Raw genomic sequence first — 14,018 nt, forward strand, 5'->3', positions numbered from 1 at the left:
TCCTGCCACAGCATGACGACATCCCTGCCGCCACGCAACGCGCGGCGCCAATCCGGCATTGCCGATGCTTGACTTTCGAGGCTTATGCTGCGAATGTGAATTCGGCTTCACCTATGGCGGGGGCCAGATTTCCGCCAGAACACCAGCACCGGGTGCGTGATCGAGTCAGCGTCGTGGGATTATCCCGCTGCCACGCATGGCTCCAGACCCGGACGATCGAAGGCCCCGGAATCTCCGGCGGCGCGAGACCCGAAGCCAGCCCAAGGGCCACCCTCATCACGCGGGTAGTTCATCCCGCGAGGTCCGTGCCGATGTTCGGTGCGGCCCGTTCTGGCGCTTTGCTGCGCCATTTGTTGAGGTTACCCCATGACAGTTCCCACCACCCTTCCTATTACCGAATTCGCCCAATTCGGTTTCGCTGCCCCGATCGCCACGGCGCTCGCCACCAAGGGCTATACGCTCCCCACCCCGATCCAGGCACAGGCGATTCCGCCGGTGATGGCCGGCCATGATCTGCTCGGAATCGCCCAGACCGGCACCGGCAAGACTGCAGCCTTCGCGCTGCCGATCCTTCACAAGCTGGCCGAACAGCCGCGCGCCCGCTTCAAGCTCGCCACCCGTGTGCTGGTGCTGGCCCCGACCCGTGAGCTGGTCAGCCAGATCGCCGCTTCCTTCCAGGCCTATGGCCGCGATATGCGACTCAGCGTCTGCACGGTGTTCGGCGGCGTGCCGATCCCGCGCCAGGAGCGCATGCTCAACCCGGGCGTCGACATCGTTGTCGCCACGCCGGGCCGTCTGATCGACCTGATCAACCGTGGCAGCCTCGATCTCGCCCGCGTCGAGACGCTGGTGCTCGACGAGGCCGACCAGATGCTCGATCTCGGCTTCATCCATGACCTGAAGCGCATCGTCGGCCTGCTGCCGCATGCCCGCCAGACGCTGTTCTTCTCGGCCACCATGCCCAAGGCGATCGAGGAGCTGGCCAGCCGCTACCTCAAGAACCCGGTGCAGGTCGCGGTCAAGCCGTCCTCGACCACTGCAGAGCGCGTCGACCAGGCGGTGATCCATGTCAGCGCATCCGAAAAGCCGGCGCTGCTCCAGCTCGTGCTCGGCGCCGACAGTGTCGACCGCGCGCTTGTGTTCTCGCGCACCAAGCATGGGGCCGACCGCATCGTCCGCCAGCTCGGCCTCGCCGGGATGCGCGCTGAAGCCATCCATGGCAACAAGAGTCAACCGCAGCGCGAGCGAGCGCTTGCCGCCTTCCGCGCCGGCGCGATCCGCATCCTGGTCGCTACCGACATCGCCGCGCGCGGGCTCGATATCCCGGGCGTCAGCCATGTTATCAACTATGAGCTGCCAAATGTGCCCGAGCAATATGTCCACCGCATCGGCCGCACCGCGCGCGCCGGCCGCGATGGCCAGGCGATCGCCTTCTGCGCCGATGACGAGCGGAGCCTGTTGCGCGATATCGAGCGGACGACCCGCCAGAAAATCCCGACCCTGGCGCTGCCGGCCAATTTCCGCACCGCCGTCGACGAGGCCAAGCAGCGCGACCGCAATGCGCCGCCGGCGCCGCGCGAGGAAGTGCGTGACCAGCGCCGCGACCAGCCGCGGCGTCCGCATGGTAGCGGCAATGCCAATTACAATCAGGGCGGCGTCGCCCGCGGCTATGCCGGTGCGAACGCCAGTCCGGGCACCGCGCGGGTTCGCCCGCAGGGTGCGCCCGGCGGTCGTCCCCAGCAGGGTCGTCCGGCCGGCGCCAATGGCGGTCCAGGCGCAGCGCGGCCCCAGGGCGACCGGCGGCAGTTCCGCGGTCGCCCCTAAGGCCTGATGTCAGCTGGCCCGGGCGGACAGGATCTTGCCCGGGCTACGCGGCGGCTCGCCCTTGGGCAGCGCGTCGATCAGCTCCATCCCTGACGTCACCTCGCCCCAGACCGTATATTGACGGTCGAGGAAGCTGGCGTCCTTGAAGCAGATGAAGAACTGCGAATTGGCGCTGTGCGGGGCGCTGGTGCGCGCCATCGAGCAGGTGCCGCGGACATGCGGCTGGTCGTTGAACTCGGCCTTGAGGTCCGGCTTGTCGCTGCCGCCGGTGCCATTGCCCTTGGGGCAGCCGGTCTGCGCCATGAAACCATCGATAACGCGGTGGAACGGTACGCCGTTGTAAAAGCCGGCATTGGCCAGCTCGGACAGCCGCGCGACATGGCCCGGCGCCAGGTCCGGGCGTAGCTTGATGGTGACGTCACCGCCTTCGAGCGTCAGCACCAGCTGGGTAAATTCTTCACTCACTTGTTGTCTCCTATGTTGTCGGCGTCGTCCATGACCGCCTTGAGCCGCGCGCGCAAGGCCGTGGGCACCGGCACCGGGCCGCCATCCTGCCGCGTCACCAGCACTGCCTCGCACAGCGCCACGCATGCGCCCTCCTGAAACATGGCTGAGCCGATCCGATAGCTCGACTCGCCAAGACTGACGACCGTCTGCGCCACCTGCACGACCTGCGGGTAGCTGACCTCGGCCAGATAATCGATGCGGATATGCGCCAGCAGGAAGCGCACCGGCATGGTTTCGCCCACCGTCGCGCCGAGGAAATGGTTGAAACGGATGCGCGTCTCCTCGAACAGCCGGGCGATGGCGATATTGTTGAGGTGCGCCTGCAGATCCATGTCGGCGAAGCGCGTCTGCAGCTCGACATGCCAGCGATAGGCATCCAGGCGGCGGGGCAGGCCGATCCGGCTCATGTGCGCTTCAGCACCAGATAGAAGGCGCCGCTGCCGCCATGGCGAAGGCTCGCCGGCCGCAGCGCCGCGACATGGCGGCGGATCGACGCCTGCTCAAGCCAGTGCGACAGCTCGCCTCTGATCCGCCCCGGCCGGTCGGCGCGGCCCTTGCCGGTAATTACCAGCAGCAGCCGTGCGCCCTGATGGGAGGCATCCTCGACCGCCATCGCCAGCGCCTGATGGGCATGGGCAAGGCTGTGGTCGTGTAGGTCGATCACCCGGTCCGGCCGCACGGCGCCGCGGGACAGGCGACGGTCCCAGCCGCCGTCCAGCGTGGCCGCCAGCACCGGCGGTGAGGGTCGTGAAGGGGGCCACGCCGGCGGCTGCGGCTGGCGGGTCTGGATCGGAGCCGCGCCCAAGGCGGGCGGCAGCACCGGAGCCGGGATTGCTGGCAGCGCCGCCGGCGGACGGGGCCGGCCGGCGAGCGGCCGCACCGAGGCAGCGACCCGGGCCCAGAGCGCACGCTCCTGGGCGCTCAGGCCCCGGCTCATGCGACGCGCCTCATTTGGCCAGCCTCACAGCCGGGCAGTGGCGCGGCGGGGCAGCAGCAGCACGACACGGGCCTTCGACGCCAGCGCCCCGGCCTTCGCCCCGGCGACTGTACCCGATCCTTGGAAGATATCGAGCCGGCCCGGGCCCTTGATCGCCCCGCCGGTGTCCATGGCGACATGCAGATGCGGCGCGGCACCGTCGAGCTGGGCCACCAGCGGCGTGCCATAGGGAATGAACGCCGGATCGATGGCGACCGAAATCTGCGGCCGCACCGGGATGTTGAGCGCCCCGCGCGGGCCGTCGTCATCGGCAAGGCCGAGCAGTTCGCGGAAGAAGACGACACTGGGGTTGGCCTGCCGCACCTGCTCGGCGCGGTCCGGGTTGGCGCGCAGCCAGGCCATGATGCTCGCCATGCTCACCCCGTCCTTCGGCAGTTCGCCCATATCGACGAGTACCCGGCCAATAGCGACATAATCGCGGCCGTTCTGGCTGTCATAGCCGATTCGCATGATCTCGCCGTTTGGCAGGCGCAGGCGGCCCGAGCCCTGGATCTCGAGGAAGAACGCGTCATTGGGGTCAGCGGCCCAGGCCAGTTCGAGATCCTTGCCGGCGAGAACGCCTTCATCGATCGGCGCGCGGCCATAATAGGGCACCACGCGACGGCCATCGAGGCGGCCGCGCAGCGTCCGCCCCTGCCATTCCGGCCGGAAGGTCCCGAGATCGACCTCCACAAGGTCGGGCGGCCGGCGATACAGCGGCACGCCATAGCCGGGGGAACGGACGCGCGACGCCGCGATCTCGGGTTCAAAATAGCCGGTGGCGAAGCCGGCGCCATCGTCGCCCAGCACCACACCCTCAAAACCCTCGGCAAAGAAGCGGACGGCGTCAGTCGCGGTCTCGGCGTCGCGGCAGACGGCCTGCCAATCGGACGGCAGGGTCAGCCCGCTCCTGTCCTGCCGCCAGGTTATGCGCGGGCAGGAGGCCCGAAACGCCCGCAACGCCGCCTCGGCATCAGCGGCGGGAATGGCGATATCGATCTTGCGACGCGGCAGGTCGATCGCCCGTGCCGGCGCCGCAGCGGCGGAGGGGGGGGGCGCACCGGGCGCCGCCGGCGCTGGCGGCTGCTGGGCAGCGCAGCCGGCCAATACCAGCATCGAAAACAGGGCCAACGCCGGACGCATCATCATGGTCGGCGCGATCAGGCCTCGGCGTCTGTAGCGATCAACAGCCAGGCGGGGTCCGGCGAAGTGATGTGCCGGCTGAATGTCCAGATATCGGCTGTCTCAGCAGGGGTTTCCTCGCCCTGCGAGGCAATGCGGGAGACGAATCGCACCGTGATCTCGGCCATCTGCCCGGCCATCTCGACGCCGGTAATGGTCACCGCATCGATGCCGACAATGCGGTTCGACAGGCGCGCACCCTCGCGTGCCTCTATGGCGGCGGCAAAATTGTCCTGCACCTCGTCAGACACCAGCCCATCCATGGCGCTGGTGCTGCCGGTCCAAAAGGCTTCGAGAATCATCTGATAAGCGCTGGTGGCGGCGGCGACGAAGCGCTGGGGCTCGAAATTCGGGTCGACCTCGGCCAGCGCGGTCAACGCCGGCATCAGCGCGTGGTTGGTGCCCTCAGGCAGTTTGATCGGTGCGCGCGGGGTAGCTTCGAGCGGCCGAAGCGGCGCGGCATTGACCTCGGCGGCACCGGGACGGAACTTGTCGGTGACGACAGGCTCATGGCCGGTCCGCTTGCCAAGCACACTGACGAGGCGCAGGCCAATAAATGCGGCCAGCATCGCCAGCAACACAATCTCGACCCAGTTACTCCCTTCAGACATGCCGATCCTTCTCTTCAAAACCCTGCATAGCAGCAGGGCCCAACCAAGGCCACCTCCATGCCATTGATGCGACAATGGCCACTTTGACGACGATGGTACCTAGACATCAATATCGGTTGTTAATGTCGGGCTGACAAGTGGCGCCGATCAGGCCGGCGGCGGTACCAGCCCCCAGGCCTGTAGCAGCGCCGCCTGCGCCACCATTACCACCAGCCAATAGCCGAGATCCCGCACCATGTGCCCGCCCGGCGTGCCGCGATAAAGCTGGCTGACGAGCAGCGTCGGCAGCACGAAGCCAGCCCAGATCACCACGCCCGATCCAATCGCCATCACCCATGGACCCGCCTGGTCCTTCGGCGCGAGGATCAGCGCCCCGGCGAGAATCGAGGCCAGCCAGAACTCCGCCAGGCTGGTGGCGATGACTAGCGCCGGTCGGCCGAGCGCCAGCGGCGGTGCGCCGGGCAACCGGTGCCACAATACCGCAATGACCAGCCCGAGCGCCGTGGCGGCGAGAATGGGGCCGAGATTGAGCCAGATATAGACCATCGAACACTCGAGCTGCTGGTGCGGACGGCGGGACTCGAACCCGCACTTCCCTGAGGAAAGCAGATTTTAAGTCTGCTGCGTATGACCAGTTTCGCCACGTCCGCGCGCCAGATGGGTGTAACGGCAATCGCGCGGCAGGCAAAGCGCCCCCGGCACGGCCAGCGATTATTCCTCGTCGGCGTTCAGCCGCTCGCGCAATTCCTTGCCGGGCTTGAAATAGGGCACGCGCTTGGCATCGACCTTCACCGAGGCGCCGGTACGCGGGTTGCGCCCGGTCCGCGCCTCGCGGGCGCGGGTGGAAAAGGCGCCGAAGCCGCGCAGCTCGACCCGGCGGCCAGAGGCCAGTGCTGCGGTGATCTCGTCGAAAATGGTCGAGACGATCGCCTCGACATCGCGAAGCGTCAGATGGGGATTTTCTTCGGCGATCTTCGCCACGAGTTCCGACCTGATCACTGATCAACCCCGATCCTATTTTGCCCCCGTTTCGGGAAGACGGTTCCGCGACCCATCGTGCCTGCATGTGCCGCAAATGGCAAACGAATCCACGCGCCCCCGCCCCCTGCCGCGAAATATGCTATTCCGCTTTCTCCGATGGTCAAGCGTAATTGGAACCATGTCAGACCCAACGCAAAACGGCGGCGGGTCAGAGACCCGCCGCCGCCTGGCTTGATTGGTGAAAAACGGTCAGTTCTTGTCGGCGTCCTCGCGAGCCTTGTTGAAGGCAGCGCCCAGGATGTTGCCCAGCGTCGCACCCGAATCCGAGGTGCCGTACTGCGCAACGGCTTCCTTTTCTTCGGAAATCTGCAGCGCCTTGATGCTGAGCATCGGCTTGCGGCCCTTCTCGAAGCCGGTGACGATCGCGTCAACCTTCTGGCCGGGCTGGAAACGCTCGGCGCGCTGCTCGTCGCGATCGCGGCTCAGGTCGCCACGCTTAATAAAGGCCGTGGCACCCTCTTCGCCGACCTGGACCTCGAGGCCGCCATCGCGCGCCACGACCACCGTGACGGTGATGATGTCACCCTTCTTCAGGTCGGTGCCAACGCCAGTGACTTCGGTGCGCGGTGCGCCAGCCGACTCAAGCTGCTTGATGCCGAGGCTGATGCGCTCCTTCTCGATATCGACCTCAAGGACCACGGCCTTGACGCGCTCACCCTTGTGATGACGGCCAAGCGCCGCTTCGCCGGTGATACCCCAGGCGATGTCGGACATGTGCACCATGCCATCGACTTCGCCGTCGAGCCCGATGAACAGGCCGAATTCGGTGGCGTTCTTGACTTCGCCCTCGACCTGGGTGCCGACCGGATGGGTCTCGGCGAACACTTCCCAAGGATTGCGCTGGGCCTGCTTGAGGCCGAGCGAAATCCGGCGCTTTTCCTCGTCGACCTCGAGCACGACGACTTCGACTTCCTGCGAGGTCGAGACGATCTTGCCCGGATGGACGTTCTTCTTGACCCACGACATTTCGGAAACATGGACCAGACCTTCGATGCCGGCTTCCAGCTCGACGAAGGCGCCATATTCGGTGATGTTGGTGACGCGGCCCTTGTGGCGCGTGTCGACGGCATAGGTGGCAGCCGCCGTGGTCCACGGATCGGCCTCGAGCTGCTTCATGCCGAGGCTGATGCGCTGGGTCTCGCGGTTGATGCGGACGATCTGGACGCGCAGCACGTCGCCGATGTTGAGCACTTCGGACGGGTGGTTGACGCGCTTGTAGCTCATGTCGGTGACATGCAGCAGGCCATCGATACCGCCGAGATCGACGAACGCACCGTAATCGGTGATGTTCTTGACCGTGCCATCGACGATCTGGCCTTCGGCGAGCGACAGGATCAGGCCCGAACGCTGTTCGGCGCGCGATTCTTCGAGGATCGAGCGGCGCGACACGACGATGTTGCCGCGCTTGCGGTCCATCTTCAGGATCTGGAACGGCTGCGGCAGATTCATCAGTGGGGTGACGTCGCGCACGGGGCGGATATCGACCTGGCTGCCCGGCAGGAAGGCGACGGCGCCGTTCAGGTCGACGGTGAAGCCGCCCTTGACGCGGCCGAAGATGATACCCTCGACCCGCTCGCCGGCGGCGAACTGCGATTCCAGCGCATCCCAGCTGGCCTCGCGGCGGGCGCGGTCACGGCTGAGCATCGCTTCGCCATTGGCGTTCTCGACACGGTCGACATAAACCTCGACCTCGTCGCCGATGTTGACTTCGGCCTTGCCGTCAGGGCCGGCGAATTCGCGCAGCGGCACCCGGCCTTCGGACTTCAGGCCGACGTCGATGACGACGAGATCATTCTCGAGTCCGGTGACGATGCCGCGAACGACGCGGCCTTCAAAACTCTGGTTCTTGCCGAGCGAGGACTCGAGCATTGCTGCGAAATCGTCGCGCGTCGGCTGGGCGGCACTTGCCATAAAGTCAGATCAACCTTGTCTCATCGAAGCCGGCACAGGCAGGGCCTGCGAAGCCTCGTGCCGGACACCGCGCCCGGCACTTCCACGTCGTCGCGGCGGCACCATGCCGTCCGCTCCCAATGATGACCGGCAAAGAAAAGGAGCACTTGCAGCGGATGCCGGGTGCTTCAGGCGCTGTGCTGGCCACGGCGGGCAAGCGCTTCCTCAACGAGGCGAATCGCTTGGCCGACGGCCGCGTCTATACCCAGATCGCTGGTATCGAGCAAGGCGGCGTCTGGGGCGCGCAGCAGCGGCGCCGCCGCGCGCTGGCTGTCGCGCGCATCCCGCGCCTCGATGTCGGCCAATACCTCGGCGAGGCTGCGGGAATCGCCGTTGCCGGCCAGCTCGCGGTGCCGCCGCCCGGCCCTGACCTCCGGCCGCGCCGTGACGAACAGCTTGGCCGCGGCGCCCGGGCAGATGATCGTGCCGATATCCCGCCCGTCGAGGACCGCGCCGCCGGGCTGTCCGGCAAAACGCTGCTGCCGCGCCAGCAGCGCCGCACGCACACCGGGGTGCGCCGAGACGATGCTGGCATAGCGGGCGTTCTCGCTCGACATCAGGTCGGGCGCATCGAGCAGCGCCGGATCGAGATGCTCGGCCGCTTGGGTCGCCGCCGCCGTATCCTCGGGAGGCTGGCCGGCCAGGCGCATCATCAGCCCGGTGGCGCGGTACAGCTTGCCGGTATCGAGATGCGGCAGCCCGTAATGGCGCGCCAGCGCCCGGGCGATGGTGCCCTTGCCGCTGGCGGCAGGCCCATCAACGGCAATGACCAAGTCGGTTTCGGGAGGCGGAATCGTCACAGCGCGGCGATAGCCTGCGCACGGCGAAGAGGAAAGGCCAGGCTTGCGGGGCCCAAGGGCGTGGCCTAGCGTGGCCCGATGGCGACGGGGGCGTGGCATCAGGGGCGACCGCAAGGCTATCTGTTCGTGGGCGGGACGCGCCCCGAGGCGGTCAAGCTCGCCCCGCTGATCCTGGCGATGAAGGCCCGGCAGGCGGCGACAACACTGATCACGACCGGCCAGCATCCGCTGCTGTTCGACGAAACGCTGGCCGCGTTCGGCCTCGCCGCCGACGCCCGGCTCGAAATGCCGATGCCTTGCGACCCCGGCCCGGCCGCGATGCTCGGCCGGCTGGTGCCGGTGCTGGCCGAGCATATCGCGGCGGCACGGCCTGCGGCTGTAGTGGTGCAGGGCGATACCACCAGCGCGCTCGCTGGCGCGCTCGCCGCCCATTATGCCGGTGTGCCGCTCGTCCATGTCGAGGCCGGGCTGCGCACCCGCCAGCGTGACCCCTTCCCCGAGGAAATGCACCGCCGGCTGATCGGCCAGCTCGCCGACCTGCACTTCGCCCCCACCCGCGCCGCCGCCGCCGCCCTGGCGGCCGAGGGCGTGCCGGCAGCGCAGGTGGTGATCACCGGTAACAGCGGTATCGATTCGCTGCTGTGGATGGCCGACCGCCTGCGCTGCGAACCGGGCCTGGAAGCCACCATGCAGGCGCGATTCACCGCGCTGGACCGGAACCGGCCGCTGCTGCTGGTGACGATGCACCGTCGCGAGAACCATGGCGCGGCGCTCGACGCCGTGCTGGCAGCGCTGCTGGCGCTGGCCCCGCAGGTCGACATCGCCCTGCCCGTCCATCCGCATCCGGCCGTCGCCGGGCCGATCCAGGCCGCGCTGGCCGACCGCCCCGGCATCCACCTGCTGCCGCCGCTCGACTATCCGGCCTTTGTCTGGCTGATGACCCGGGCAACGCTCGCGCTAACCGATTCGGGCGGCGTGCAGGAGGAGGCCCCGGCGCTCGGCCTGCCGGTGCTGGTCACCCGCGCCGCCACCGAACGACCCGAGGGCCTCGCCAGCGGCAATGCCCGCATGGTGGGGACAGACACCGCCGCGATCGTTGCAGCCATCCGACGACTAGTTGCCGGTGACGACCTGGCGGCAATGGCCAAGCCGGCGCTCCCTTATGGCAAAGGCGACGCCGGCCAGCGCATGGCCGAGGCGATGATGGCGCGGTTCGACCCCTGAATCCCGGGATGGGTTGCAGGCCTGTGCCGGCTGGCCCAGAAACACGCCATGAAGATGCCCTTTGGCCTTGTGCCGGTCCGGCCGGGCGCCTGACCCATGTTCGACCGGCTGATCGCGCTGCTGGACCAGACCGGCTATGTCGGCATCGCCGCGCTGATGTTCCTTGAAAATCTGTTCCCGCCGATCCCGTCCGAGCTGATCATGCCGTCTGCCGGCTTCAGTGCCGGCCAGGGCAAGCTCAGCCTTGTCGGGGTGATCCTGTCAGGAACCATGGGTTCGGTCGCCGGGGCGCTGTTCTGGTATTTTGTCGGCAAGTGGATCGGCGCCTACCGGCTGAAGCGCTGGGCCGCGTGCCATGGCCGCTGGCTGACGCTGAAGCCCCGCGATGTCGACCGCGTCGACCATTGGTTCGATACCCATGCCGGCAAGGCGGTGTTCTTCGGCCGGCTGATCCCGGCCATCCGCACGCTGATCTCGGTGCCGGCCGGCATCTTCGGGATGCCGCTGCCATGGTTCCTGCTGTACTCGACGCTGGGCAGCCTGGCCTGGACGGCGTTCCTCGCCGGCGCCGGCTATCTGCTCCAGGGCCAGCATGAACAGGTCAGCGCCTGGCTGAACCCGGTCACCAATGTCGTCATCGGCCTGATCGTCGTGACCTATCTCGTCCGCGTCTTCACCTGGCGCGCCCACTGACCCTATCGGGTCTCGGCCCCGAGGCCCTGCATGAGCGCAAGAAAGCTGGGGAAGCTGGTAGCAATCGGAGTGCGGTCGTCGATAATGATCGGCGCGCGGGCATTTAGGCCGGCCACGGCAAAGCTCATGGCAATGCGATGATCGAGATGGGTGGCAATGGTGGCGCCGCCCGGCAGCGGGTCGCCGCCGGTGCCATAAATGGTCAGGCCATCGGCGGATTCCTCGACCGCGACGCCGACGGCGGCGAGGCCCTGCGCCATCACCGCCAGCCGGTCCGATTCCTTGACGCGGAGTTCCTCCAGCCCGGTGGCGCGCGTCGTGCCGCGCGCACAGGCGGCGGCGATGAACAGGATCGGGAATTCGTCGATCATCGACGGCGCCAGTGCCGGCGGGACGTCGATGCCCGTGAGCACGCTGTGACGGACACGCAGATCGGCGACCGGCTCGCCGCCGACGGTGCGGCGGTTGTCGAGGCCGATGTCGGCGCCCATGGCGCGCAGCACCTCGATCAGCCCCGCGCGCGTCGGGTTGATGCCGATATTGGCAATGGTGATATCCGACCCCGGCACGATCAGCGCCGCCACCATCGGAAAGGCGGCCGAGGACGGGTCGCCCGGCACGGTGATCACCTGAGGGCGCAGCTCGGCCTCGCCGGCCAGCGTGATCCGCCGGCCCTGCGGCGTCTCCTCGACCGTCAGCGACGCGCCGAACCCCGCCAGCATCCGCTCGGAATGATCGCGCGTCGGCACCGGCTCGATGATCACGGTATGGCCCGGCGTGTTGAGCCCGGCGAGCAGCAGCGCCGACTTCACCTGCGCGCTGGCCACCGGCAGCGTGTAGTCGAGCGGCACCGCCGGGCAGAGCCCGGTCATCGTCAGCGGCAGCCGGCCACCGGGCGCTGCGCTGAAGCTCGCCCCCATCAGCGACAGCGGATCGATGACCCGGCCCATCGGCCGTCTCGACAGCGAGGCGTCGCCGATGAAGGTCGCGGTGATCGGATGGCTGGCGACCAGCCCCATCAGCAGCCGCGTGCTGGTGCCGCTGTTTCCCATGTCGAGCGCCGTCTGCGGCTGCAGCAGGCCACCGACGCCGACGCCGTGCACGCGCCATTCGCCCGGCCCCAACCGCTCGATCGTCGCCCCCATTGCCCGCATGGCGGCGGCCGTGGCCAGCACGTCCTCGCCCTCGAGCAGTCCGGAAATGGCGGTCTCGCCGACCGCCAGCGCGCCGAGCATCAGCGCCCGGTGGCTGATCGACTTGTCGCCCGGCACCGAGATCGTACCGCCCAGCGGCCCATTGCTGGCTAGGCTGAAAGGATGCGGCGCGGAGCTGGTCATGGCGCTGCGCTTTGACAGGCTGGCGTGGCTGTGGCAATGCGCCCGCCTTTCCTGTCATCAGTCTCTGATGCCGGTGATGTGCGGAGAATCATGTGGTCAAGGCTGAATGGGGCACCAAGCGTGCCTGCCCGAAGTGCAATACCCGCTTCTACGACCTCGGCGTCGAGGAGCCGGTGACCTGCATCAACTGCAGCCATGCCTGGGTGCCGGAACCGGTGCTGAAATCCAAGCAGACCACCCCGTTCGAAGCGGCCAAGCCGGTTGCCGAAGTCAGTGCCGATGGCGTCGCCGCCGTTGACGATGATCTGGACATCGATGCCGAGGACGATGCCGAAGCGCCCGATGTCGATCTCGGCGACGACGACGACCTCGGCGTGGTCGCCGGCGAAAAAGAGGAAGAAAGCTGAGACTTTCTGCTGCGAACACTTGCCACGGCGCCGCGATTGTTTTAGGCGGCGCTTCCTAGCTTCCCAAACCCGGTGGGAAGATCAAAACGATGGGGCCTTAGCTCAGCTGGGAGAGCGCTACGATGGCATTGTAGAGGTCAGCGGTTCGATCCCGCTAGGCTCCACCATTTTCACGATACTACCCATTCCCCGCATGGGACGATACGCGGGCTGCATGGTCTTGCCCCGCTTCCGACGCCGCCTTAGCGTCCGTCGATGACGCTAGTTCCGCCCACCACATTGACCCGGCGCACGCTGCTCGGCGCCGGCGGCACCATGCTGCTGGCCGGCTGCGCCTCGCGCCCCGCCGCCAACGGCCCCGCCACCGGCCCGGCGACGCTGCGAATCAACCTGATCGGCCAGGCCCTGATGCGCGAGAACATCTGCGCCCAGGACTGGCCGGCGAAGGACGAGATCAGCGCCCGGCTGCTCAGCGCCGACCTGACCATCTCGGACCTCGAAGTGGTGATCCGCGGCCCCCGCTCCGGCACCCCGACGCGCGGCGCCGAAACCCTGCACACCGCCAGCCCGGACGTCATCGACTGCCTGCGGTCGCTCGGAGTCGGCATGGTCAATAGCGCCAGCAACCACGCCTTCGATCTTAATACCGGCGGCATCCTCGATACCATGCAGGCGCTCGGGGACCGGGGCATGCCGTTCGCCGGGACCGGCATGACGCTGGCCGACGCCAGCCGTGCAAAGCCCATCGATACGCCGGGCGGCCCGGTGGCGCTGGTCGCCGCCGCCGCCGGCTTCATCCGCGAGGGCGGCGCCGCCACCCCGACCCGCCCCGGCGTCGCCGAACTGCGGCGCGGGCCGGACGGACTCGATCCCGAGGACGTGACCCGCATGCTCGCCGCCATCGCCGCCACCGCAAACCCAGGCACGCTGGTCATCGCCTATCTGCACGATCATCTCTGGGAGGCGGACAATGCCGTCACCCCGGCATGGAAACGCCGCTTCGCCCGCCAGTGCATCGAGGCCGGGGCCGGCGCCTTCTTCTCGCACGGCGCGCCGCTGCTCCAAGGCATCGAGATGCACCGGGGCCGGCCGATCTTTCACGATCTCGGCAGCTTCACCTTCCAGACCAAGAAGGTCGACGACGCCTACGACCACCTGGCCTGGCAGAGCCTGATCGCCGAATGCCGGTTCGAAGCCGGCGCCTTCGTCTCGGCGCGGCTGGTACCGGTCCAACTCGACGCCCAAGGTGCCGCCGGCCCAAATGATCTCGCTACCCGCGGCCGCCCCCGGCTGGCCCACGGCGCCGAGGCCACGGCCATCCTCGACCGTATCACCGCGCTGTCCGCCCGCCTCGGCCAAACGCTGGTGCGAGACGGGGAGGCGGCGCTGCTGGAACCGTCGCGCCAGGCGGTATCGACATAAGAACTGGCCTCCGGCGGTGACAGGAAGTGCCTCCGGCGGCCCAC

15 protein-coding genes and 2 tRNA genes are annotated in these 14,018 nt (G+C 67.9%); 6 read left to right on the forward strand and 11 right to left on the reverse strand.

From position 1 onward, the window contains the following. The first annotated feature begins 366 nt into the window (after window positions 1-366). On the forward strand, window positions 367-1,824 hold the full coding sequence (locus tag ACTIFJ_RS02415; RefSeq protein WP_439532490.1) for a DEAD/DEAH box helicase: 1,458 nt from the start codon (window positions 367-369) through the stop codon (window positions 1,822-1,824). Between the two features lie 9 nt (window positions 1,825-1,833). Here the strand turns inward: ACTIFJ_RS02415 and ACTIFJ_RS02420 are convergent, their stop codons facing one another. The 10 genes from ACTIFJ_RS02420 to cmk form a co-directional block, all read right to left on the reverse strand. Then, window positions 1,834-2,289, reverse strand: a complete 456-nt coding sequence (locus ACTIFJ_RS02420) for a peptidylprolyl isomerase (protein WP_439532491.1) — start codon at window positions 2,287-2,289, stop codon at window positions 1,834-1,836. Continuing rightward, window positions 2,286-2,738 carry an acyl-CoA thioesterase gene (locus ACTIFJ_RS02425; protein WP_439532492.1) on the reverse strand — a complete coding sequence of 151 codons (453 nt, stop codon included), beginning with the start codon at window positions 2,736-2,738 and terminating at the stop codon, window positions 2,286-2,288. The genes ACTIFJ_RS02420 and ACTIFJ_RS02425 overlap by 4 nt, the downstream gene beginning before the upstream one ends. After that, window positions 2,735-3,268 carry a Smr/MutS family protein gene (locus ACTIFJ_RS02430; protein ID WP_439532493.1) on the reverse strand — a complete coding sequence of 178 codons (534 nt, stop codon included), beginning with the start codon at window positions 3,266-3,268 and terminating at the stop codon, window positions 2,735-2,737. The genes ACTIFJ_RS02425 and ACTIFJ_RS02430 overlap by 4 nt, the downstream gene beginning before the upstream one ends. A 24-nt stretch (window positions 3,269-3,292) precedes the next feature. Beyond that, window positions 3,293-4,456 carry a murein transglycosylase A gene (gene mltA, locus ACTIFJ_RS02435; RefSeq protein ID WP_439532494.1) on the reverse strand — a complete coding sequence of 388 codons (1,164 nt, stop codon included), beginning with the start codon at window positions 4,454-4,456 and terminating at the stop codon, window positions 3,293-3,295. An 11-nt stretch (window positions 4,457-4,467) separates the two neighbouring features. Then, window positions 4,468-5,100 (reverse strand): Tim44/TimA family putative adaptor protein, encoded by a 633-nt coding sequence (locus ACTIFJ_RS02440; RefSeq protein WP_439532495.1) that lies wholly within the window; start codon window positions 5,098-5,100, stop codon window positions 4,468-4,470. Between the two features lie 147 nt (window positions 5,101-5,247). Continuing rightward, window positions 5,248-5,646: a hypothetical protein gene (locus ACTIFJ_RS02445; RefSeq protein WP_439532496.1), complete on the reverse strand. Its 399-nt coding sequence runs from the start codon at window positions 5,644-5,646 to the stop codon at window positions 5,248-5,250. A 16-nt stretch (window positions 5,647-5,662) separates the two neighbouring features. Further along, window positions 5,663-5,750: transfer RNA gene (locus tag ACTIFJ_RS02450), tRNA-Leu, on the reverse strand. Window positions 5,751-5,811: 61 nt separating this feature from the next. Further along, a complete protein-coding gene (gene ihfB / locus ACTIFJ_RS02455) occupies window positions 5,812-6,099 on the reverse strand; it encodes an integration host factor subunit beta (RefSeq protein ID WP_439532497.1) in 288 nt (95 codons plus the stop codon). Window positions 6,100-6,330: 231 nt separating this feature from the next. Further along, on the reverse strand, window positions 6,331-8,052 hold the full coding sequence (gene rpsA, locus ACTIFJ_RS02460; protein ID WP_439532498.1) for a 30S ribosomal protein S1: 1,722 nt from the start codon (window positions 8,050-8,052) through the stop codon (window positions 6,331-6,333). 167 nt (window positions 8,053-8,219) lie between these two features. Beyond that, complete coding sequence (cmk, locus tag ACTIFJ_RS02465) at window positions 8,220-8,864, reverse strand: (d)CMP kinase (RefSeq protein ID WP_439532522.1); 645 nt, start codon at window positions 8,862-8,864, stop codon at window positions 8,220-8,222. Window positions 8,865-8,969: 105 nt separating this feature from the next. Between cmk and wecB the strand changes: the two genes are divergently transcribed. Further along, window positions 8,970-10,115 (forward strand): non-hydrolyzing UDP-N-acetylglucosamine 2-epimerase, encoded by a 1,146-nt coding sequence (wecB, locus tag ACTIFJ_RS02470; protein ID WP_439532499.1) that lies wholly within the window; start codon window positions 8,970-8,972, stop codon window positions 10,113-10,115. Window positions 10,116-10,211: 96 nt separating this feature from the next. Further along, on the forward strand, window positions 10,212-10,808 hold the full coding sequence (locus ACTIFJ_RS02475) for a DedA family protein (protein ID WP_439532500.1): 597 nt from the start codon (window positions 10,212-10,214) through the stop codon (window positions 10,806-10,808). Between the two features lie 2 nt (window positions 10,809-10,810). On the opposite strand, the gene aroA is transcribed toward ACTIFJ_RS02475, so the two are convergent. After that, the gene (gene aroA / locus ACTIFJ_RS02480; RefSeq protein ID WP_439532501.1) at window positions 10,811-12,145 is read right to left on the reverse strand and encodes a 3-phosphoshikimate 1-carboxyvinyltransferase; all 1,335 of its coding nucleotides are present in this window, start codon (window positions 12,143-12,145) and stop codon (window positions 10,811-10,813) included. A gap of 92 nt (window positions 12,146-12,237) precedes the next feature. On the opposite strand from aroA, the gene ACTIFJ_RS02485 reads away from it, so the two are divergent. The 3 genes from ACTIFJ_RS02485 to ACTIFJ_RS02495 all read left to right on the forward strand — a co-directional run bounded on the left by ACTIFJ_RS02485 (window position 12,238) and on the right by ACTIFJ_RS02495 (window position 13,974). Further along, window positions 12,238-12,552, forward strand: coding sequence for an FYDLN acid domain-containing protein (locus ACTIFJ_RS02485; RefSeq protein WP_439532502.1), 315 nt, complete (start codon window positions 12,238-12,240; stop codon window positions 12,550-12,552). Between the two features lie 91 nt (window positions 12,553-12,643). Next, window positions 12,644-12,719, forward strand: a tRNA-Ala gene (locus ACTIFJ_RS02490). 88 nt (window positions 12,720-12,807) lie between these two features. Continuing rightward, window positions 12,808-13,974: a CapA family protein gene (locus ACTIFJ_RS02495; protein ID WP_439532503.1), complete on the forward strand. Its 1,167-nt coding sequence runs from the start codon at window positions 12,808-12,810 to the stop codon at window positions 13,972-13,974. Window positions 13,975-14,018 lie beyond the last annotated feature (44 nt).

The organism is Polymorphobacter sp. (assembly GCF_051860865.1).
Classification (GTDB): Bacteria; Pseudomonadota; Alphaproteobacteria; order Sphingomonadales; family Sphingomonadaceae; genus Sandarakinorhabdus.

What these genes read in the sequence shown, in the direction of transcription:
- aroA (WP_439532501.1), bottom strand. Translation starts at nt 12,145, where the DNA reads ATGACCAGCTCCGCGCCGCATCCTTTCAGCCTAGCCAGCAATGGGCCG.
- ACTIFJ_RS02475 (WP_439532500.1), top strand. Translation starts at nt 10,212, where the DNA reads ATGTTCGACCGGCTGATCGCGCTGCTGGACCAGACCGGCTATGTCGGC.
- ACTIFJ_RS02430 (WP_439532493.1), bottom strand. Translation starts at nt 3,268, where the DNA reads ATGAGCCGGGGCCTGAGCGCCCAGGAGCGTGCGCTCTGGGCCCGGGTC.
- ACTIFJ_RS02415 (WP_439532490.1), top strand. Translation starts at nt 367, where the DNA reads ATGACAGTTCCCACCACCCTTCCTATTACCGAATTCGCCCAATTCGGT.
- ACTIFJ_RS02425 (WP_439532492.1), bottom strand. Translation starts at nt 2,738, where the DNA reads ATGAGCCGGATCGGCCTGCCCCGCCGCCTGGATGCCTATCGCTGGCAT.
- rpsA (WP_439532498.1), bottom strand. Translation starts at nt 8,052, where the DNA reads ATGGCAAGTGCCGCCCAGCCGACGCGCGACGATTTCGCAGCAATGCTC.
- wecB (WP_439532499.1), top strand. Translation starts at nt 8,970, where the DNA reads ATGGCGACGGGGGCGTGGCATCAGGGGCGACCGCAAGGCTATCTGTTC.
- mltA (WP_439532494.1), bottom strand. Translation starts at nt 4,456, where the DNA reads ATGATGATGCGTCCGGCGTTGGCCCTGTTTTCGATGCTGGTATTGGCC.
- ACTIFJ_RS02495 (WP_439532503.1), top strand. Translation starts at nt 12,808, where the DNA reads ATGACGCTAGTTCCGCCCACCACATTGACCCGGCGCACGCTGCTCGGC.
- ACTIFJ_RS02445 (WP_439532496.1), bottom strand. Translation starts at nt 5,646, where the DNA reads ATGGTCTATATCTGGCTCAATCTCGGCCCCATTCTCGCCGCCACGGCG.
- ACTIFJ_RS02440 (WP_439532495.1), bottom strand. Translation starts at nt 5,100, where the DNA reads ATGTCTGAAGGGAGTAACTGGGTCGAGATTGTGTTGCTGGCGATGCTG.